The following is a 19929-nucleotide window of genomic DNA, read 5'->3' as shown; positions in this document are numbered from 1 at the left end:
TCAGCGGTCCGGGGCGATCAGACCCAGCCCGCGCAGGTAGATGCCGACGCCCGCTTCCAGCAGATCCTCGGGCGGATAGGGGGCCTGGCTGCCGGGCTCGCCCCGGCTGAACAGTTCCACCACCCCGTGGCTGAGCGCCCAGACATGGGCGCTGACCATGGCCGCCGGCGGGCGCTTTTCCTTCGGGATGTGCTGGGACAGGTTTTCGGCGGCGTGTTCCAGCACGCCGCGCGCACGGGCCGAGGCGCGTGCCAGTTCCGGGGTACGATTGACCGAGATGCCGCTTTCGAACATCGACACGTAGTGACCGGGATACTTGCGGGCGAAGGCCAGATAGGCGCGGCCCGTGGCTTCGAAGGCCGACAGGGCGGTGGGTTTGCCGCCGTCGAAGGCGAACTCCATCAGGTCGGCGAAGATCTCGTATCCCTGCCGCGCACATTCCGCGATCAGATCCTCGCGACCCTGAAAATGGCGGTAGACGGCCGCCGGGGTCACGCCAGCGGCCTTCGCCGCCTCGGAGAGGGTAAAGCCGGTGGGCCCACGTTCGGCGATCAGGTTCAGCGCCGCATCCACAAGCGCCTGCCGCAGATTGCCATGGTGATAGCCGCGTTTAGCCATTCCAGATTTCAGGGCCGCCGCAGATTGCCGGATCCGGGGCGCAGGCCACCTCGGCATCCTTGCCGGCATAGGGGATCTGGCTGAGCACCCGCTGGATCACCGCGATGCGGGCGCGGCGTTTGTCATCGGCCTTGATGACGGTCCAGGGCGCATGGGCGCTGTGGGTGCGGTCGAAGGTTTCCTGGATGGCAACGGTATAGGCATCCCAGCGGCGCAGCCCGTCCACGTCGATCTGGCTGAGCTTCCATTGCTTCAGCGGATCTTTCTCGCGCGACAGAAAGCGGTGCAATTGTTCGGCGCGGCCGACCTCAAGCCAGATTTTCACCAGATGCACGTTGTCATCCACAAGCGCCTCTTCCAGGGCGGGCACCTGATCGAAGAATTGCTCCCGTTCGGCGGTGGTGCAGAAGTCGAAGACCCGTTCGACCACGGCACGATTGTACCAGGACCGGTCGAACAGGGCGATGTGACCGGCGGCTGGGAAATGGGCGATGTAGCGCTGGAAATACCACTGCGACCGCTCGGTGTCCGAGGGTTTCGACAAGGCCACGACCCGCGCCACGCGCGGGTTCATGTTTTCCTTGAACCGCTTGATCGCGCCGCCCTTGCCCGCCGCATCGCGGCCCTCGAACACAATGATGACGCGCGCGCCCGAGGCTTGCACCCAGGCCTGAAGCTTGGCCAGTTCGATCTGAAGCTTGTAAAGGGTCTCGGAATACTCTCGCGACTTCATCCGATGGTCATAGGGATAAGGCGGGATCAGGATCACCTTGTCGCCGCCATTGATGGCGCTGCGGACGTGATCGGGGGCTTCGGTTTCGAAAAACCGGGTGATGGCGCCATCAAAGGGCAGGTCTGCAACGTCTGTCATCGTCAAAACCTAGCGACCTGAAGGAATTAGCGCAATCCGGCGCGTTCGGCGATGCGTGCGACGGCGTCCAGAACAGCCTCGGGATGGGTGTGATGCGGCATGTGACCGGCATCGTCCAGCATCGTCAGCCGGGCATCGGGCAGCAGGGTGGACAGCGGCGCGGCATGGATGTCGGGCAGAACGATGGTGTCCAGCGCGCCGTGGATCAGTTCGGCAGGCATCTGAAGCGTGCCGTAGTGGCCAGACATGGCGGTGACATGGTCCTTCAGGCCGGTGACCTGCCGGGCATTGGCCACCATTGTGGTGCGGCGCAGGCTCAGCGGCAGGCCGAAATGCGCGGTAAATCCCTGTGGCACCGGCGCGGGGGCAAAGATGCCCGACAGGATCTGATCCATCAGGCTTTGCGGCGGAAAAGCGGTCAGCAGCGGCACCAGCGTGGTGGCCCCGGCGCGGCTGGCGTTGACGTGGTACGAGGGTTTCAGCTTGCCGGGCCAGGGCATGGTGGCGCCGGATACGATCACCAGTCCGGCGGTCATGGCAGGATCTTCCAGCGCCCAGGCCATGGCGACGGCACCGCCGAAGCTTTGACCCAGCACCAGCGCGCGGGTCACGCCCAACTGTCGCGCGGCGGCCTGCAGAAGACGGGCCTGTTCGCGCGGGCTTTCGCCGCGCTTGGCCTCGGCGGCCTCGGGCACCCTGCCGGTGAAGCCGTGGCCGGGCCGGTCGAAGGCAATGACGCGGAAGTCGCGGGCCAGACGCGGGGCCAGCGCAAAGGTGAAGTCGCGCAGGTTGCCGCCCGCACCGTGCAGCAGCACCAGATCGGGGCCGCTGCCCTGAACCCAGGCATGCACCTTCACCCCGTCGATGGTCAGGATCCGGCCTTCGGGCGGAAACTCGGCCTCGGCCTGGGATTCGGCGCGCGTGGCCAGACGATCCACGCCCAGCACCGCGCCGCCGGTCAGCGCCGCCGCTGTGGCCAATTCCAGCATCCTAGTGCCCGATCTCGTTCAGATCGAACGGCGTGTGCTGGTAGATCTCGTTGATCCAGTTGCCATAAAGCAGATGCGCGTGCGACCGCCAGCGGTTCAGCGGCGTGCGCGACGGATCGTTGTCGGGATAATAGTGCCCCGGCACGTTGATTGTCACACCCGCGTCCACATCGCGATCGTATTCTTCCTTCAGCGTGCCACTGTCGTATTCGAAGTGGTTGAAGTTATAGAGCGCGCGATGGCCCTTGTCCTCGACCAGACAGGGGCCGACCTCGTCGCTGCCCAGCAGGGTCTTCAGCCCAGGGGCGGCGTCGATCTCGTCCTGTTTCATTTCGGTCCAGCGGCTGACCGGGATCACGAAATCATCCGAGAACCCGCGCAAATAGGGCGAAGCCGGATCGAGGTTCTTGTGCCGGAAACAGCCAAACGCCTTGTGCGGCAGCATGTGTTTCCGCACGCCGTGGAAATAGTTGATCATCGCCATGCCGCCCCAGCAGACGCCGAAGGTCGATTGCACATGGGTCTGGGTCCAGTCGAAGACCTCGCACAGCTCGTCCCAATAGGTGACCTCGTCGAAGGGCAGATGCTCGATCGGGGCGCCGGTGATGATCAGACCGTCGAACTTGCGGTGCTTCACCGCCTCGAAGGGCTGGTAGAACGCTTCCATGTGCTCGGCCGAGGTGGTCTTGGACTGATGCTCGGACATGCGGATCAGGGTCAGGTCGATCTGCAGCGGTGTTGCGCCGATCAGCCGGGCAAATTGCGTTTCGGTCTGGATCTTCTTGGGCATCAGGTTGAGCAGGCCGATTTGCAGTGGGCGGATGTCCTGATGCGCGGCCCGCCCTTCGGACATGACCATGACGCCCTCGCGGTCGAGAACATCATAGGCGGGCAGGTCGGAGGGGATCTTGATGGGCATGGGTTTTCCCGAGATTGCGTGAACTTAGGGATATAGGCCGTGGGTCAACGGGCCTCAAGCGTGCGGGCGACAAGGTCGGTCAAGTCTTCGGCATTGTGGACGGCGGCGATGTCTTCGGCCTTGACCGAGATGCCCCAGTTGCGGGCCATCGCGGCATAGCGCGGCTGCCGGTGCGCCAGCGCGCGGGCATAGGTCCAGCGCACGAAATCGTCGGGATCGACCTTGTCCTCGGGCACCGATTTCAGGTCCAGGTATTCGGCCCATTTCTCGGTCAGGAAGGCGGGCTGGTAATACATCGGCTTGGGCGCCTTGTCGAAGCGGCGCACCAGTTCGGCGGTATGGGCGTCGGAGCCTTCGATCCAGACCATCAGCGCGGTGTCGGCCAGGGCGGTCAGCACCGGATCTTCCGGGTCTTCGGGATCCACGACCTCGCAGATCGAGCCGCCGCTGTCGCAAACGAAGTCGCGGTAGCCGTACAGGTCTTCGGCGCGATGCGCGAAATGGGCGGTGTCCAGCAGGGCGGCAACCTCGGCCACGCGGTGCTGCTCCTGCCGGCGCAGGTATTCGTCGAAGGGCAGGCCGCCCCTGGCCGGATCACCGGGCTTGCCCAGATAGGTCGAGAGCGGCGCAAGGTTGTGGAAGGTGATGTTCGAGGCGATGTAGATCGAATCGCTCAGCAGCAGTTCCGCCAGAAAGGGGTTGCGCATCGCCTCGCGCTTGAAATTGTCGACGATATGTTCGCCCATGTAGCGGGTGCCGATGCGGTAATCGACCGAATAGTGGAACCAGCCGCCGCAGTCGCGCAGCATCGACGACACATGGGTCTTGCCGAGCCCCGACATGCCGAAAAAGAGAATGCGTTTGCGGTCCTGCTGCCGCCAGGCATCGGCGGTGGGTCGTGTGATCATGTGCTGCCCCTGTCTTGCCGCTCTCGCCTAGCAGGGAAGGCCGGGGCGCTTCAACACAAAGCCGGCGGCAACGACAAAGGGCCGCCCATGGGCGGCCCTTCGGTAAAGCGGTTGGTTGGCTTCAGAAGAAATAGCCGACGCGCAGACCGACCGAGACCGCGCTGTTGTCCGAGAAATCGGCGCGCGCCACGTCCGGCGTGCCGGTTTCGGCCAAGGCATCGCCCAGCCACGTATAGCGAATACCGGCGGCGAATTCGACCTGGTTGACGCGGTAGGTGGCCCCGATGCGCAGCGCCTGGCTGCCATGGGTGGGCGCCAGCGGCGACACCAGATCGTCGCCGTAGACATCGTCGTAGATGTAGGCGATCGAGGCGCTGATCTGATCGGAGAAGCGGTGGCCGACCCCCAGCGTGTAGGTGGTGGAGTTGTCCACTTTCACCAGGCCGGTTCCGGTCAGGGCGGTGAAAATCTCGGGATCCACGGTGAACTGCGAATGATCGACCCAGCGGATTTGGCCGAACACCAGCGTGTCTTCGGCAACGCCGGTCTGGAAGTCCAGGTTCACCGACTGCGGGATGTCCACATCGGTTTTCTTGCTGTTGCCCAGGCTGGCCCCGTTCAGGGTTTCCGTGGTCTTGAAGCTGTGGGTGATCGTCGAGTTGTAGGTCAGCGCGACGCGGAGCCCGATCTCGGGCCGCTCGTAGGCACCGCCGACAATATAGCCCCAGGCCGAATCCTCGCCGAGGTTCACCTCGTACCCGTTGACCCCGCCGTAGGCGAGACCGCCAAGGCCGATCTTGCCGTCGGCTGTCTGGCGACGCACACCGGCATGAAAGCTGAAGTTCTCGTTGACGTGGAAGCGGCCGACCAGCGCCAGCGCGTAGGAATTGGCATCCGCGAGCGTGCCGCCCAGAAGCGAGCCGGTCTCTTCGGGGTACAGGACATCGACGCCGTAGTCCTCGCCGCCCATGAAGGCCACGCTGAACTTTTCGTTGAAGTCGTACTTGATGCCGAACCGCAGGTCGTTGAACGCATCAGCCACGTCATTGTAAGACGCGCCGCTGTCATACGGGACCGGGAATCCCGGCGGCGATTGCGGCAGGTCAGTGCCGCTGACGCTTGGGATGGTCCGGACCGCGGAAAATTCAAGGTAGTTGCCATCCTTGAAAAGAAGGTCCATCGGCTGGCCGGATCGGTCGATGCCGCCGGCCTGCGCTGCGCCGGCCAGCCCGACAATGGCTGTCGCCAGTTTAAGTGATCTCGTCATGTCTCCCCCACTTGATGTGGTCTTCTGTTCCCAGGTTTCATTAAAAATTGCAGGGGATTGGCGTCAAACCAGACGTAGCGTCACAGTTTTTTCAACGCTACGACACGGGCCAAAAAACGTCCGGGTGTTGTAAACGACCTACTGCGTGGCCGGAATGTGGGTGGCGACCCAATACGTCAGATAGGCGACCGCGATCAGCCCGGACACGAATCCCAGAAATGCGATGAAGGACGCCGAATAGACCACCGGCTTTTCCGAATAACAGCGCCGGCAGCGCGTCCCGCCCAGTCGCATGTGATGGCCGCAATTGGGACATTTGAAGAGGCGTAGATGCATGACGTGGCCTCGGTCAACGATGGGAGATGTCCGAGTATACAGAGAATCGGGGCGCTGGCGCAAATTTTGCGGCCCACACGCCCCGGTGTCTGTCAGGTCATTCCCACTCGATCGTGCCCGGCGGCTTCGATGTGACGTCATAGGTGACGCGGTTGATGCCCTTGACCTCGTTGATGATCCGGGTCGCGGTTTCGCCCAGGAACTCGTGGCTGAACGGGAAGTAATCCGCCGTCATGCCATCGACCGAGGTCACCGCGCGCAGCGCACAGGCATAGTCATAGGTCCGCCCGTCGCCCATGACGCCCACGGTACGCACCGGCAGAATGGCCACGAAGGCCTGCCAGATCTCGTCGTACAGCCCGTGCTTGCGGATCTGGTCGATGTAGACCGCGTCGGCCTCGCGCAGGATTGCCAGCTTCTCGCGGGTGATCTCGCCAGGGCAGCGGATCGCCAGGCCCGGACCGGGGAAGGGGTGGCGGCCGATGAAACTGTCGGGCAGGCCCAATTCGCGGCCCAGGGCGCGAACCTCGTCCTTGAACAGCTCGCGCAGGGGTTCGACCAGTTTCAGGCCCATCTTCTCGGGCAGCCCGCCGACGTTGTGGTGCGACTTGATGGTGACCGATGGCCCGCCCGAGAAGCTGACCGATTCGATCACATCCGGGTACAGCGTGCCTTGGGCCAGGAACTCGGCCCCGTCGATACTGTCGGCGTGTTTCTGGAACACGTCGATGAACAGCTTGCCGATGATCTTGCGCTTGGTTTCCGGGTCGGATTGGCCGTCCAGCTCGCCAAGGAACAGGGCGCTTTCGTCGGCATGGATCAGCGGGATGTTGTAGTTGTCGCGGAACATGGCCACGACTTCCTCGGCCTCGTTCTTGCGCAACAGACCGTGGTCGACGAAGACGCAGGTCAGCTGGTCGCCGATGGCCTCGTGGATCAGCACCGCCGCGACCGAACTGTCGACACCACCCGACAGGCCGCAGATGACTTTCTTTTCGCCCACCTGTTCGCGGATCAGGCGGATCGCCTCTTCGCGGTAGGCGCCCATGGTCCAGTCGCCGGTAAACCCGGCCAGCTTCACGAAATTCTCGTACAGCGTCTTGCCGTGTGGGGTGTGGTGCACTTCGGGGTGAAACTGCACCGCATAGAAATGCCGTTCGGGATCGGCGGTGATGGCGAAGGGCGCGTTGGGCGAAGTGCCATAGACCTGAAAGCCCGGCGCGATCTCGCTGACATGGTCGCCATGCGACATCCAGACCTGCTCGGGGCCCTCGGCGAACCAGCCGTCCAGCAGATCAAGCTGGCCCTGCCGGGTGACATAGGCGCGGCCGAATTCGGCGGTGCCATGGCCGCTTTCGACCTTGCCGCCCAACTGGTGCATCATCACCTGCTGGCCATAGCAGATCCCCAGGATCGGCAGACCCATCGAGAAGATGTCCTGTGGCACGCGCGGAGACCCCTCGCGGGTCACGCTGTCCGGCCCGCCCGAGAAGATCACGGCCTTCGGTGCCATCTGGCGCACGAAGTCGGTGGTGACATTCTGATAGGGGTGGATCTCGCAATACACGTTCAGCTCGCGCAGGCGGCGCGCGATGAGCTGGGTCACCTGACTGCCGAAATCGACAATCAGCAAGCGGTCATGGGAAACATCTGTCATGGCAGGCTGATAGGCAAGGGCGCGGGGCCTTGCAAGTGAGTCTGCATGGCTTTCCCGAAGCCCATGCCGCCAGCGGACCTGAAAAGCCGTGCGAATGTCGTTTTGCGCCGCGAGGAGACGCAAAACCGATGTGGTCGCAGCCTGCGGTTGGCTAGGTCTACGCCACCCCTTCGGGAAGAATGCACGATCAAGGGACAAGATCATGGCGGATGAAGGCAGACGACGGCGCGGACGTGGCGGCGGTGGCGCAGCGCGCCGCGCGGAACGCAGCAGCACTCAGGTCGAGACCGCCAAGGTCATCGCCCGCGATATCCCAACATTGGACCTGTTCGATGACGCGGCGCTGGACCGGATCGAGGCCGCGGCGGAAGCCGTTCTGGAAGAGATCGGCGTCAATTTCGTGGAAAACCCTGCCGCGCTGGACCGCTGGCGCGAGGCCGGGGCGGATGTGCAGGGCGAACGCGTGCATATCCCGCGCGGGCTGGCCCGCAAGCTGTGTGCCACCGCACCGGCCAGGTTCACCCATCATGCGCGCAATCCGGAACACTCGGTCGAGATCGGCGGCGACAACCTGGTGCTGGCCCCGGTCTATGGTCCGCCCTTCGTGCTGGATCTGGAAGGGAACCGTCGCTACGCGACTCTCGCCGATTTCCATGATTTCGTGAAGCTGGGGCAGATGAGCCCCTGGCTGCATCTGTCCGGCGGCACCGTGTGCGAACCCACCGACATTCCCGCCAACAAGCGCCATCTGGACATGCTGATGGCGCATATGACCCTGTCGGACAAACCCTTCATGGGGGCGGTGACCGAGCCCGAGCGCGCCCGTCACAGCATCGAAATGTGCGAGATCCTGTTCGGCGCCGAGTTCGTGGCGCAGAACACGGTGATGACGTCGCTGATCAACATCAACTCGCCGCTGACATTCGATTCGGTGATGATGGGGGCGCTGGAAGAATACGCGATGGCCAACCAGGCCTGCATCATCTCGCCCTTCATCGTGGGCGGGGCGATGTCGCCGGTGACCGTGGCGGGCACGCTGGTGCAGGTGTTTGCCGAGGTGCTGGCCGGAATCGCCTACAGCCAGTTGATTCGTCCCGGTGCCCCGGTGATTTTCGGCGCCTTCGTGACCTCGATCGACATGAACTCGGGCGCGCCCACCTTCGGTACCCCGGAAGCCGCCCAGATCACCGCTGGTGCAGGGCAACTGGCGCGCCGGCTCGGGGTGCCCTATCGGTCAGGCGGCAGCTTCAACGGCTCGAAACTGCCCGATGCGCAGGCCGCCTATGAGACCGCGAATTCGCTGAACCTGGCGCTGATGTCCGGCGTCAACTTCATGCTGCACGCCTGTGGCTGGCTTGAGGGCGGGCTGGTGGCCTCGCCCGAGAAGTTCGTGATGGACGCCGATCAACTGGGCATCCTGCACCGACTGGCGCGCAAGCCCACGGTCAGCGAAGACGATCTGGCACTGGAGGCCATTCGCGAGGTCGGGCCGGGCGGGCATTTCCTGGGCTGCGCCCACACCCAGTCGAATTTCAAGACCGCGTTCTGGCGAAGCAACCTGCTGGACTACCGCCCCTACGAGACCTGGATCGACGATGACGCGCCGGACACACGGACGCTGGCCAATCGCAAGGTTCGCAAGTTGCTGGCGGACTATCAGCAGCCGGGGCTGGATCCGGCGATTCGAGATGCCCTGCAGGATTATATCGCCCGCAGGAAGTCCGAGGTCGCTGACGCTTTCAGCTGACGGCGCTTCGGCGCACGAGGGTGTTGCGATTCGTGCATCAGGGCGGACAGAATCTTGACATGGCGGGCCGGTCCATAGACGGGATCCTTGGCCCGCCGCTGGGCGTTCAGCTCTGATTCCAACTCCATCAACTTCAGGATGCACTGGTTGCGGCCGGGCACATTGGGCGTGTTCAGCAGGCGTGGCAGCTCTTTTTCACGGCTGTATCCGGGCAGCGCAAGGCGCGCGGCGGTCACCAGAAGCGTGGGTCGGTTCAGGGACTTCAGGCGCTGAGGGGATCGATCATGTCATTCTCCTGTGCTGGTTTTCGCAACAACATTGATAACCAGATTGAGTGTGTTGCATTTTAAGCAACACGCCGTCCGCCACGGCTACCAAGATTTAGGCATTATAAACAATGCTTAACCATGCAGACAATTTTAACAGACCTGAAAGAAGTGTTGCGACAGGCTCAACAGGCCAATCCGTGGGGGAAGCCTGTGCCGCTCGCAAGGCTTGAGGAGACTTCAGCGTGACCAATCAGGCGATTGTGACATCCGAAACGTTTTCTGCTGTGTGGTGGCTGCCCGAAGCGGCTATTCATTACGTAGTTCATACCGAGTTGGGAAGGTCGATCCGCGCCATCGCACGCGATACCGGATACCAGCCTTCCACTGTAATGCGTCGTGTCCGCCGTTTTGAAAACAGGCGTGAGGACCCGCTCGTAGATGGTGCCTTCAATCGTTTGAGTGACTTACCCTTCGACCACACAATTCAGGATCATTCGCCCGAGGAGACCCGAACCATGACTGCCACGATCCAAGCCCAGTTCTCGCCAGAGTGCCGACAGGACCTGAGCCGCGAGGCCAAACGCGTCCTGCGCAGGTTGGCCGAAAGCGGGGCGGTGCTGGCTTTCGCGCAGGACATGGAAAAGGCGGTCGTGGTGCGGGACCTTCCCGGCGGCGACACCACGCGAACGGCCGTGGTGGACCGCGAGGTGGCCGAGGTCATGGCGCTGAACGACTGGATCCGCATCACCGGTAAGGGCCGGATTTCGAAGTACACCATCACCGGGGTCGGGCGCGCGGCGTTGAAACGGATGCTGGCCGAAGCCAACGATACAACGGAACTGCACGAATCCGCCGATCCCTTTGCCGGGCAGCACCGGCACATGGACCCGGTGGCGCAAAGCCCCTCGGGCCGCCGTCGGCGCCCTTGTTACAACCTGTCGGAATCGCCGTTGTCGGCGCTGGCCCGGCGCAAGGACAAATCCGGCCAACCCTTCCTGACCGACGATCTTGTCGCCGCCGGAGAGCGTCTGCGCGAAGATTTCGAGATGTCGCAACTGGGGCCGCAAGTGGCTCAGAACTGGGCCAATATCCTGAGCGAACCGCAGTCGGACATGGACTGGGCCTCCACATGCGGCAATGCCACCTCGGAGGCGGCCCGGCGCCGGGTCATGGCGGCACTTGAGGAACTGGGCGCGGGTCTGGGCGACGTGGTGCTGCGCTGTTGCTGCTTCCTGGAGGGGATCGAGACCACCGAGAAATCGATGGGCTGGTCGGCGCGCTCGGGCAAGGTGGTGTTGCGCATCGCGCTACAGCGGCTCAAGCGTCACTATGACGAACAGGGTGCGATGGCCAATCGGCTGATTGGCTAGACTCAGCGCCGGGCCGTGCGCGAGTTGCTCTGCCCGATCACCGTGATCCTGCTGACCCCCGCCAATTCATGGTTGCTGAGAAAAGTCGCGACTTCCAGGTCGCGGCTTTCTGCTGTTCCGACGGCCGTTTCGCCGATCGGCGGGCGGGCGCGAAACTCCAATCGGATCTCGCTGGCGGGTGCTGCGTCCTCTCCGACGCGGACCAGTTCCAGGTCCCAGTATCCCTGGGTAGGCGGTAATCCGTTGGCCTGCACGATGACGCCGCCGGGCGACGGGGCGATTCGCAGATCCGTGATGGTGGCGACCGGACGGCGGCTGTCGGTCACGATGGGATCATAGCCGTCCTCGGGCTCTAGCGTGTCGGGGGGCGCGGTGTTGAACCAGCCACCCAGGCTGTTGCCACACCCGGCAAGCGTGCCGCAAAGGGCCAACAGGATCAGCGGGCGCGAGATGCCAAAAGAAAGAATCATCAATATGCTCGTGCTGCCAAGGGTTGGGGTTCTGGACGTGCGCCTCTGTGCGGCTTAGGTGATGGCACGAAAACCAAGAGGGTGCAAATGGCCACGGAACGCTTTGAAGAGATTGCCGATACGTTCGAGTTTCTGGACGACTGGGAAGATCGCTATCGCCATGTGATCGAGTTGGGCAAGGAAATGCCCGCGCTGGACGAAGTGTTTCGCGTGCCGGCGACAAAGGTGGACGGCTGCGCCAGCCAGGTCTGGATCCGTCCGATCATCGACGGCAGCGGGCCCGAGGCGACCTTTGACTTCGAAGGCGAAAGCGACGCGATGATCGTGCGCGGGCTGATCGCCATCCTGCATGCGTTGTATTCCGGCCTTTCGGTGCGCGAAGTGGGGCAGGTGGATGCCGCTGCGGAACTGGGCCGTCTGGGCCTGAACGATCACCTGTCGTCGCAGCGTTCGAACGGATTGCGGGCGATGGTGGAACGCATCCGTCTGGTGGCCGGAGAAACCGCCGCCGCCTAGGCCGGGGTTGCGCGGGTGGCCATCCAGTCGGCCAGCCCGCCGAAACCGGTCTCGCGCCGTTCGAAGGCCAGCCCCAGGCGTTGCGCGCAGTCGCGGGCGCGGGCGTCCAGTTCCGGGTCGGGCACCTGGGCCAGATAGATCAGCCGCTCGTAATGGCTGAAATACATGTCGCGCAACTCGGGGTGGCGATCCAGCCCCAGCGGTTTCCAGACGAAGGCATCGAACTGCCGCACCAGGAAGTCGGTCAGGTAGAAGGCGGTCATGTCGTCCTCGGGCGGTGGCGCGGCCGCGCCCTGGAAGAAGGCATAGCAATGTGGCCCGGCGATCATTGCCATGCCAAGCTCGTCGCAGACATTCTGCAACAGCCCGCCGGTGCCGCAATCGGCGAAGGCCACGTCGATCCGGTCATAGGCCTTGTGATGCTTGGCGTGCAGTTCCCGCACCGCGCCGGGGATTTTCTCGGGGTGGTTGTGATAGATCGCGGGCACGCAGGTCAGATCCAGATGATCCCAGCCGTTGGCCTCTTTCAGCGCAAGGATCTCACGTGCGATGGCGCCACAGCCGATGATGAGGATGCGGTCGGGGGGAGCATGTTGGGTGTCAGGCATGGGCGCGGCCTTGGGGTTGGACGCCCCTCAGGGCGCCGTCCGGGTCAATTGGCCAGTTGGTTGTGTCGGCGTTCCATGAAGGATTTCGCGGTTTCCACGGCCACGGCGGCATCGCGGCAATAGGCGTCGGCCCCGATGGCGCGGCCGAATTCTTCGTTCAGCGGCGCACCGCCCACCAGAACCACATAGTCGTCGCGCAGGCCCTTCTCGACCATCGTGTCGATCACCACTTTCATGTAGGGCATGGTGGTGGTCAGCAGCGCCGACATGCCAAGGATATCGGGCTTTTCGGTTTCCAGCGCGTCCAGATAGGCTTCGACCGCGTTGTTGATGCCCAGATCGACCACCTCGAACCCGGCGCCTTCCATCATCATCGACACAAGGTTCTTGCCGATGTCGTGGATGTCGCCCTTCACGGTGCCGATCACCATCTTGCCAACGCGCGGCGCACCGGTTTCGATCAGCAGCGGTTTCAGGATTGCCATGCCGACCTTCATGGCGTTGGCGGCCAGCAGCACCTCGGGTACGAAGAGGATCCCGTCGCGGAAGTCGCGGCCGACGATGGTCATGCCGCCAACCAGTGCTTCGGTCAGGATGCGATACGGCGCCCAGCCGCGGGACAGCAGGATGTTGACGCCTTCCTCGATCTCCTCCTTGAGGCCATCGTAGAGGTCATCGAACATCTGCTCGACCAATTCGTCGTCGGCCAGTTCGGACAGGATGATGTCGTCGTCTTCACTCATGGCGGCGTATCCCGGATCGGGGGTTACTCTTTCCACCATGTTTTCGTGATATCGGGGCCGCGGACTGTCTGGTTCGCGACACCTGTACCGGCGTTCCCGACCTCAGGTAGGGCTTCTGCGCCGCCGACCGCGCCCGCGCGAGGGGATCGGTGTGCTGTCGAGCCCGTCGCTGGCCGAGGAAAATGCCCCAAGCGCGCCGGCGATGTCATCCAGGCTGGGCCGGGGGCCGGGGGTGGCGTCTTCCAGTGCGGCGCGCATGGCGCGCAGGTGATCGGGGGTGGTGCCACAGCACCCGCCGATGATGGTGGCGCCGCTGTGCAAGGCCAGCACGGCGTAGCGCGCCATCAGGTCGGGCGTGCCATCATAGTGGATATGGCCATCGACATATTTCGGAATGCCCGCATTGCCCTTGGCGATGACCGGGGTTTCCGGCCCCTGCGCGGTGATCCCCAGAACCGTGCGCAGCAGGTCGGATGCGCCGACGCCGCAATTGGCGCCGAAGGCCAGCGGCTTGTGTTGCATCCGGTCGATCATCTTGGCCAGATCGGCGGCGGTCAGCCCCATCATGGTGCGCCCGGCGGTGTCGAAACTCATGGTGCCACACCACGGCATCCCGACCCGTTCGGCGGCCTCGGCGGCGGCCTTGTATTCCTCGGCGGCCGAGATCGTCTCCATCCACAGAACATCGGCGCCGCCGGCCTTCAGCCCCTCGGCCTGTTCGTGGAAGATCTCGACGGCCAGCGCATGGGTCAGCTGGCCCATGGGGGCCATGATCTCGCCGGTGGGGCCCATCGAGCCTGCGACGACGACCTTGTGGTCAGCGGCATCGGCCACCTCGCGGCCCAGTTCGGCGGCTACGCGCGACAACTCGTGGGATCGGTGGCCCATGTCGTGCAGCTTCAACCGGGCACGGTTGCTGCCGAAACTGTTGGTCAGGAACAGGTCGCTGCCCGCCTCGACCGCGCCGCGATACAACGCCCGGATCTTGTCGGGCTGGGTCTCGTTCCACATCTCGGGCGCATCGCCGGACGACAGCCCCATGTTGAAAAGGTTGGTGCCGGTGGCCCCATCGGCCAGGATCCAGTCCCGCGTGGCAAGAAGATCGGAGAGCGCGTCGGGCAAGGGTACCTCCCAGGGTCAGGCATCAACGGCAAAAGCCCGCACGGGCGGGCTTTCTTCTATACAGCGGCCACCAGGGCCGCAGGGCAAGGCCCTTTCGCTCAGGCCTCGTCGCCGAAGACCTTCTTGCGTGCTACTTCAAGGGATTCTTCCATCTTCGCACGGATGGTGGCCTCGTCAGCAACATCTTTCAGGTCGGCAACCAGCTTGCGCACCACCACTTCGGGGCCCGGTTCCGAGAAATCGGCCTTGATCAGGTCCTTGGCATAGAGGGCCGCTTCGGCGGTGCTCATGCCCAATTTTTCGGCGGCCCAATAGGCGATCTGCTTGTTCCGCAGCGATTCCGACAGGAATTCAAGCTCTGCTTCATGGGCGAACTTGTTTTCAAAGGCGCTTTCGCGTTCGTCGAATGTGGTCATCGGGGGTCTCCGCACGGTCGTTGTTGCCCCGGTTATGCAAGCTATGGCCAGATGCCACAAGGGGCAGGGCGGCGCTCGCCTTGCGACACTTACGGCATTGGCATATACGCCCGATACCCGGCGCGAACCGTCGCGCCCCTCATGTCAGATCGGAGACCCCATGGCACGCCGCAAGAAGATCTATGAAGGCAAAGCCAAGATTCTCTATGAAGGCCCCGAGCCCGGCACCTATGTGCAGTATTTCAAGGATGATGCCACCGCCTTCAACGCGGCCAAGCATGACATCATCGACGGCAAGGGCGTGCTGAACAACCGGCTGTCCGAGTTCTTCATGAACGGATTGAACGAGGTCGGGGTGCCGACTCATTTCATCCGTCGGCTGAACATGCGCGAACAGTTGATCCGGCAGGTCGAGATCATCCCGCTGGAAGTCATCGTGCGCAACCGCGCTGCGGGTTCGCTCAGCAAGCGTCTGGGCATTCCCGAGGGCAAGGTGCTGCCGCGCCCGATGGTCGAATTCTGCTACAAGGATGACGGGCTGGGCGATCCGCTGGTCACCGAGGAAAACATCGCCACCTTCGGCTGGGCCAGCCAGCAGGATCTGGACGACATGGTATCGCTGGCGCTGCGGGTGAACGACTTCCTGTCGGGCGTCTTCATGGCCGTCGGCATCCGCCTGATCGACTTCAAGATCGAGATCGGTCGCGTCTACGACGGCGACTATCAGCGCCTGATCCTGGCCGACGAGATCAGCCCGGACAGCTGCCGCCTGTGGGACATCGAAACCGGCCGCAAACTGGACAAGGACGTGTTCCGGCAGGATCTGGGCAGCCTGTCCGATGCCTATTCCGAACTGGCCCGGCGTCTGGGGGTTCTGCCCTCGAACTCCACGCCCATCACCAAACCGACACTGATCAACTGAGGCCGACGATGAAAGCTACCGTGCATGTCATGCTGAAACAGGGGGTTCTCGACCCCCAGGGCGAAGCGGTGCGTCATGCCCTTGGCACGCTGGGGTTCGACGGGGTCGAAGGGGTCCGCCAGGGCAAGATCATCGAACTGGACCTGGCGGGCGAAGATCGCGACGCGGCACATGATCAGGTGACCCGCATGTGCGAAAAACTGCTCGCCAACACGGTGATCGAAAGCTACCGGATCGAGATCGCCTGATGCGCGCCGCTGTCATCGTCTTCCCTGGTTCGAACTGTGACCGGGATCTGGCCGTCGCCTTCGAGGCCTTCGGTGGGCAGAAGCCCGCGATGGTCTGGCACAAGGACACCGAACTGCCCGCAGGCATCGACATCGTCGGGGTGCCGGGCGGATTTTCGCACGGGGATTACCTGCGCTGCGGCGCGATTGCCGCGCAGGCGCCGATCACCCGCGCGGTGGCCGATTTCGCCGCAAAAGGCGGCATGGTGCTGGGCATCTGCAACGGCTTCCAGGTGCTGACCGAAAGCGGCATCCTGCCCGGTGCACTGATGCGCAATGCCGGGATCAAGTTCGTCTGCAAGCCGGTTCCGCTGGACGTGGTCACCACCGACAGCCCGTTCACCGCCGATCTTGAGGCAGGCAGCCAGATCGAAATTCCGGTGTCGCACCACGATGGCAATTATTTCGCCGATACCGAGGTGCTGGCCCGCCTGAAGGGCGAAGATCGCGTGGCCTTCCGCTATGCCACCGACATCAACGGTTCGATGGACCGCATCGCCGGCATCCTGTCGGAAAACCGCCGGGTGCTGGGAATGATGCCGCATCCCGAGCGTGCCATTGATCCACTTCACAGCGGCACCGACGGCGCGGCGATTTTCTCGTCGATCATGTCCAGCCTGGCCACCGCCTAGGCGAAGACCTGCCGCAAGTGGTGGCGGGCATCCGCCACCACCCCCATGTTCCTTTTGCAACGTCAGCACGGGTGGGGCAGGCTAGGGCATGACAAGCGAAAGCCGCAATTCTCACATGACGGGCAGGTTTGACTCGGGGCTTTGGCGGCCACGGGTCTTTCTGGGTTTTCTGGCCATCATCGCAGCGGTGGTAATCTGGGTCACCATCGTGGTGCTCAGCGCCCGCACCGTGGCCGAGATTCGCGCCGAATCCGAGGTGCGGCTGGCGCTGTTTTCCGGCAACGTGATGTCCGAATTGCGGCGAAGCTCGATCGTGCCGCAGCTTCTGGCCCGCGACCCGCATCTGACCTCGGCGCTGGCGGCGGGGGATTTCTCGCAAAGCACGCAACGCCTGATCGAATACCGCGACGAGATCGGGGCCGCCCGGCTGCTGCTGCTGGATGTGGATGGCCGCACTGTGGCCTCCAGCGACCGGCTGGAGCTTGGCACGATCCACCGGACCGATCCCTACCTTGTGAATGCGCTGCGGTCGAACACGACGGTGTTCAACTCGCAACTGGATGAGCTGGGGCTGCCGATCTTCACTTATTCGCGCAAGGTCACCCAGGGCAATGACGTTCTGGGCGTCATCGTGGTCAGTGTCGATCTGAAGAAATACGAACGCAGCTGGGCTGGTATTGCCGAGGCGCTGATCGTCACCGACAGCAGTGGCGCCATCCTGCTGACCACGGACTCGCGCTGGCGCAACAAGACCGAGGAAGAAGCCCTGGCGCTGGGGACCGAGCAGGCCAAGACCTGGACCAACCTGCGCACCGCCTGGCTGACCCTCTCCGGGGCGACCGATACGGTGGTGCATGGCCTCCCGGTGATCCGCTCCGAGGCGCGGATCCCGTTCCAGGGATGGCGCATCGTCGGCTATTCGTCCCATGAAACCGTGCGCGAGCGCGTGGCCACGGCGGTGGCCATCGAGGTCATGGCCTTCGCCATCCTTGCCGCCACCCTGTTCTACACCACCTCGCGGCAGGCCGAACGCCGCTCGGCCCGCTTGCAGAAGGAATCGTCGGAACTGCGCAAGCTGAACGTGTTGCTGCAACGCGAAATCGCCGAACGCCAGAAAGCCGAGAAAAACCTTGAAGTGGCCGAACAGACCATCGCGCAATCGTCGAAACTGGCCGCATTGGGCGAAATGTCGGCGGCGGTCAGCCACGAATTGAATCAGCCGCTGGCCGCGATGAAAACCTATCTGGCCGGGGCCCGCCTGCTGATCAGCCGCAAGCGCACCGAAGAGGCGGTGTCCTCGTTGCAGCGCATCAACGATCTGATCGACCGCATGGGCGCGATTACGCGCCAGTTGAAATCCTATGCCTCGAAGAACACCGAAACCCTGGGCAAGGTGGACATGCGCGAGGCGGTGACCTCGTCGCTGTCGATGATGGAGCCGCAACTGCGCCAGCTTCAGATCGAAGTCTCGGTCAGCCTGCCCGAAGAACCGACGCTGGTTCTGGGCGACCGTTACCGGATGGAACAGGTGATCGTGAACCTGCTGCGCAACGCGGTCGATGCTGCGGCCTCGGTCGATACGCCCGAAATCACGGTTTTGCTGGCCGAGGGCGATCACGTTTCGCTGTCGGTGCTGGACAATGGCGACGGAATCCACGATTTCGACTCATTGTTCGAACCCTTCTACACCACGAAGGATCCCGGCGACGGGCTGGGTCTTGGGCTGGCGATCTCAAGCAGCATCGTCAACGATCTGGGCGGACGCCTGATTGCCCGAAATCGTCCCGAAGGCGGGGCCCTGTTCGAAATGCAACTTCCGGTTTACGGCGAGGATAGCCTGGCCGCCCAATGACGGAGACACGAGGATGAAAGTCGCAATCGTTGATGACGAGCTCGACATGCGCAAGTCCATCAGCCAGTGGCTGTCGCTCTCGGGGTTCGAAACCGAAACCTTCGAAAGCGCCCGCGCGGCATTGGCCAAGGTCGGACCGGGCTATCCCGGGATCGTGCTCAGTGACATCCGGATGCCCGAGATCGACGGCATGATGTTCCTGAAGCGGTTGATGCACCATGACAGTGCGCTGCCGGTGATCCTGATCACCGGTCACGGCGATGTGCCCATGGCGGTCGAGGCGATGCGGATCGGGGCTTTCGACTTTCTGGAAAAGCCCTTCGATCCGGACCGCATGACGGAGATCGTGCAGAAAGCCTGCAACGTGCGGGAAACGGCGCTGAAGAACCGCGCCATCCGCAGCGAATTGTCGGGCGGGTCGTCCGCAGTGTCGAACCTGATCGGCGCCAGCGCCGCGATGCAGGCGCTGCGGGACGAGATCCTCGACGTGGGGCAGGCCGATGGTCACGTGCTGATCGAGGGCGAGACCGGCACCGGCAAGTCGCTGGTAGCCCGTGCCCTGCATGCGGTCGGCGCGCGCGCTTCGCGGCCGCTGGTGCAGGTGTTCTGTGGCCAGCATGACGAAGACAGCCTGATGGCCCGTCTGTTCGGCGGTGCCGACGGTCTGGCCGTCGACAATCCGCCGGCGGTGCAGGAAGCCCGTGGCGGCACCTTGCTGCTGGAAGACATCCAGCTGATGCCCGCCGCGGTCCAGACCCGTCTGGGCGCCTATATCAGCGATCCGGCGCAAGAGGCGATGCCGCGCATCCTGTCGGTTTGCGGACAGACCGTGGAAGGCCTGCCCTGCGATCAGGCCCTGACCGCCGATCTGTTCCATCGGCTTGCCTCGCTTAAGTTGAGCCTGCCGCCGCTGCGCACCCGGGGTGACGACATCCTGATGCTGTTCGCGGAATTCTCGAAAAGCTTCGGCGAGGAATACGGTACCGAAGCCCCGCAACTGACCGCACAGGAAGCCGCGCAGTTCCTGCAGGCGCCCTGGCCGGGCAATGTGCGCCAGTTGATGAACGTGGCCGAACGCGCGGTTCTGCAGGCGCGACGCGGCGGCGGGTCGATCACCTCGCTTCTGATTTCCGACAACGAAGCGGTGTCGGTTCCTTTAACCCAGGAAGGCAAGCCGCTGAAAAAGCACGTGGAAGCCTTCGAGCGCATGTTGATCGACAACACCCTGCGCCGGCACAGCGGGGCCGTGGCCAAGGTCATGGACGAATTGTGCCTGCCGCGCCGGACCCTGAACGAGAAGATGGCGAAATACGGGTTGGTCCGCAGCGACTATACCTGAACACCGTGGCGGTGTTGCATCGAGAAAACTCTGTTTGAGCCATTGTCATTTCACACTTGACGGGTTTAATG

Annotated in this window: 22 protein-coding genes; 8 read left to right on the top strand and 14 right to left on the bottom strand. The window is 63.5% G+C overall.

The annotated features are described in order from the left end of the window. From ACP15K_RS06600 to guaA, 8 genes are all read right to left on the bottom strand, one after another. Complete coding sequence (locus tag ACP15K_RS06600; RefSeq protein WP_193141076.1) at positions 1-618, bottom strand: TetR/AcrR family transcriptional regulator; 618 nt, start codon at positions 616-618, stop codon at positions 1-3. Then, positions 611-1489, bottom strand: coding sequence for a polyphosphate kinase 2 (ppk2, locus tag ACP15K_RS06595; RefSeq protein WP_193141075.1), 879 nt, complete (start codon positions 1487-1489; stop codon positions 611-613). The genes ACP15K_RS06600 and ppk2 overlap by 8 nt, the downstream gene beginning before the upstream one ends. A gap of 26 nt (positions 1490-1515) precedes the next feature. Further along, positions 1516-2478, bottom strand: a complete 963-nt coding sequence (locus tag ACP15K_RS06590; protein ID WP_424990112.1) for an alpha/beta fold hydrolase — start codon at positions 2476-2478, stop codon at positions 1516-1518. Position 2479: 1 nt separating this feature from the next. Next, the gene (metA, locus tag ACP15K_RS06585; protein ID WP_193141073.1) at positions 2480-3397 is read right to left on the bottom strand and encodes a homoserine O-acetyltransferase MetA; all 918 of its coding nucleotides are present in this window, start codon (positions 3395-3397) and stop codon (positions 2480-2482) included. A 44-nt stretch (positions 3398-3441) separates the two neighbouring features. Next, on the bottom strand, positions 3442-4305 hold the full coding sequence (locus tag ACP15K_RS06580; protein ID WP_424990111.1) for an ATPase: 864 nt from the start codon (positions 4303-4305) through the stop codon (positions 3442-3444). A 121-nt stretch (positions 4306-4426) separates the two neighbouring features. Next, positions 4427-5572, bottom strand: coding sequence for an outer membrane protein transport protein (locus ACP15K_RS06575; RefSeq protein WP_193141071.1), 1146 nt, complete (start codon positions 5570-5572; stop codon positions 4427-4429). Between the two features lie 138 nt (positions 5573-5710). After that, positions 5711-5908 carry a hypothetical protein gene (locus tag ACP15K_RS06570; RefSeq protein ID WP_193141070.1) on the bottom strand — a complete coding sequence of 66 codons (198 nt, stop codon included), beginning with the start codon at positions 5906-5908 and terminating at the stop codon, positions 5711-5713. 97 nt (positions 5909-6005) lie between these two features. Next, positions 6006-7565: a glutamine-hydrolyzing GMP synthase gene (gene guaA, locus ACP15K_RS06565; RefSeq protein WP_193141069.1), complete on the bottom strand. Its 1560-nt coding sequence runs from the start codon at positions 7563-7565 to the stop codon at positions 6006-6008. 202 nt (positions 7566-7767) lie between these two features. On the opposite strand from guaA, the gene ACP15K_RS06560 reads away from it, so the two are divergent. Then, the gene (locus tag ACP15K_RS06560; RefSeq protein WP_193141068.1) at positions 7768-9312 is read left to right on the top strand and encodes a trimethylamine methyltransferase family protein; all 1545 of its coding nucleotides are present in this window, start codon (positions 7768-7770) and stop codon (positions 9310-9312) included. On the opposite strand, the gene ACP15K_RS06555 is transcribed toward ACP15K_RS06560, so the two are convergent. Continuing rightward, entirely contained in the window at positions 9267-9578 is a 312-nt protein-coding gene (locus ACP15K_RS06555) for a DUF6477 family protein (protein WP_424990157.1), read from the bottom strand. The two genes, ACP15K_RS06560 and ACP15K_RS06555, sit on opposite strands and share 46 nt — an antisense overlap. A 518-nt stretch (positions 9579-10096) precedes the next feature. On the opposite strand from ACP15K_RS06555, the gene ACP15K_RS06550 reads away from it, so the two are divergent. Then, positions 10097-10951 (top strand): DUF6456 domain-containing protein, encoded by an 855-nt coding sequence (locus tag ACP15K_RS06550; protein WP_319022444.1) that lies wholly within the window; start codon positions 10097-10099, stop codon positions 10949-10951. Positions 10952-10953: 2 nt separating this feature from the next. Here ACP15K_RS06550 and ACP15K_RS06545 read toward each other — a convergent pair whose 3' ends face one another. Further along, on the bottom strand, positions 10954-11421 hold the full coding sequence (locus ACP15K_RS06545) for a hypothetical protein (protein WP_193141066.1): 468 nt from the start codon (positions 11419-11421) through the stop codon (positions 10954-10956). A gap of 87 nt (positions 11422-11508) precedes the next feature. On the opposite strand from ACP15K_RS06545, the gene ACP15K_RS06540 reads away from it, so the two are divergent. Further along, the gene (locus ACP15K_RS06540; RefSeq protein WP_193141065.1) at positions 11509-11937 is read left to right on the top strand and encodes a SufE family protein; all 429 of its coding nucleotides are present in this window, start codon (positions 11509-11511) and stop codon (positions 11935-11937) included. Here ACP15K_RS06540 and ACP15K_RS06535 read toward each other — a convergent pair. The 4 genes from ACP15K_RS06535 to ACP15K_RS06520 all read right to left on the bottom strand — a co-directional run bounded on the left by ACP15K_RS06535 (position 11934) and on the right by ACP15K_RS06520 (position 14826). Then, entirely contained in the window at positions 11934-12545 is a 612-nt protein-coding gene (locus tag ACP15K_RS06535) for a DUF1638 domain-containing protein (protein WP_424990110.1), read from the bottom strand. The two genes, ACP15K_RS06540 and ACP15K_RS06535, sit on opposite strands and share 4 nt — an antisense overlap. 44 nt (positions 12546-12589) lie before the next feature. Then, the gene (locus ACP15K_RS06530; protein ID WP_424990109.1) at positions 12590-13288 is read right to left on the bottom strand and encodes a corrinoid protein; all 699 of its coding nucleotides are present in this window, start codon (positions 13286-13288) and stop codon (positions 12590-12592) included. A 102-nt stretch (positions 13289-13390) separates the two neighbouring features. Beyond that, positions 13391-14410: a betaine--homocysteine S-methyltransferase gene (bmt, locus tag ACP15K_RS06525; RefSeq protein ID WP_193141062.1), complete on the bottom strand. Its 1020-nt coding sequence runs from the start codon at positions 14408-14410 to the stop codon at positions 13391-13393. 98 nt (positions 14411-14508) lie between these two features. After that, positions 14509-14826: a DUF1476 domain-containing protein gene (locus ACP15K_RS06520; protein WP_193141061.1), complete on the bottom strand. Its 318-nt coding sequence runs from the start codon at positions 14824-14826 to the stop codon at positions 14509-14511. A gap of 160 nt (positions 14827-14986) precedes the next feature. Between ACP15K_RS06520 and purC the strand changes: the two genes are divergently transcribed. The 5 genes from purC (at position 14987) to ACP15K_RS06495 (ending at position 19858) form a co-directional block, all read left to right on the top strand. Beyond that, a complete protein-coding gene (gene purC, locus ACP15K_RS06515; RefSeq protein WP_193141060.1) occupies positions 14987-15748 on the top strand; it encodes a phosphoribosylaminoimidazolesuccinocarboxamide synthase in 762 nt (253 codons plus the stop codon). Positions 15749-15756: 8 nt separating this feature from the next. Beyond that, positions 15757-15996: a phosphoribosylformylglycinamidine synthase subunit PurS gene (gene purS / locus ACP15K_RS06510; protein ID WP_424990108.1), complete on the top strand. Its 240-nt coding sequence runs from the start codon at positions 15757-15759 to the stop codon at positions 15994-15996. Then, entirely contained in the window at positions 15996-16667 is a 672-nt protein-coding gene (purQ, locus tag ACP15K_RS06505) for a phosphoribosylformylglycinamidine synthase subunit PurQ (RefSeq protein WP_193141058.1), read from the top strand. Before purS ends, purQ begins: the two co-directional genes overlap by 1 nt. A 115-nt stretch (positions 16668-16782) precedes the next feature. Then, on the top strand, positions 16783-18519 hold the full coding sequence (locus ACP15K_RS06500) for a sensor histidine kinase (protein ID WP_226925762.1): 1737 nt from the start codon (positions 16783-16785) through the stop codon (positions 18517-18519). A 13-nt stretch (positions 18520-18532) separates the two neighbouring features. Then, entirely contained in the window at positions 18533-19858 is a 1326-nt protein-coding gene (locus ACP15K_RS06495; protein ID WP_193141056.1) for a sigma-54-dependent transcriptional regulator, read from the top strand. Positions 19859-19929: the final 71 nt, after the last annotated feature.

The sequence above is a fragment of the Fluviibacterium sp. S390 genome, assembly GCF_049800695.1.
Taxonomy (GTDB): domain Bacteria; phylum Pseudomonadota; class Alphaproteobacteria; order Rhodobacterales; family Rhodobacteraceae; genus Meridianimarinicoccus.
Note: the sequence above shows the minus strand (reverse complement) of the source record. Positions and strands in the feature narration are given on the sequence as shown.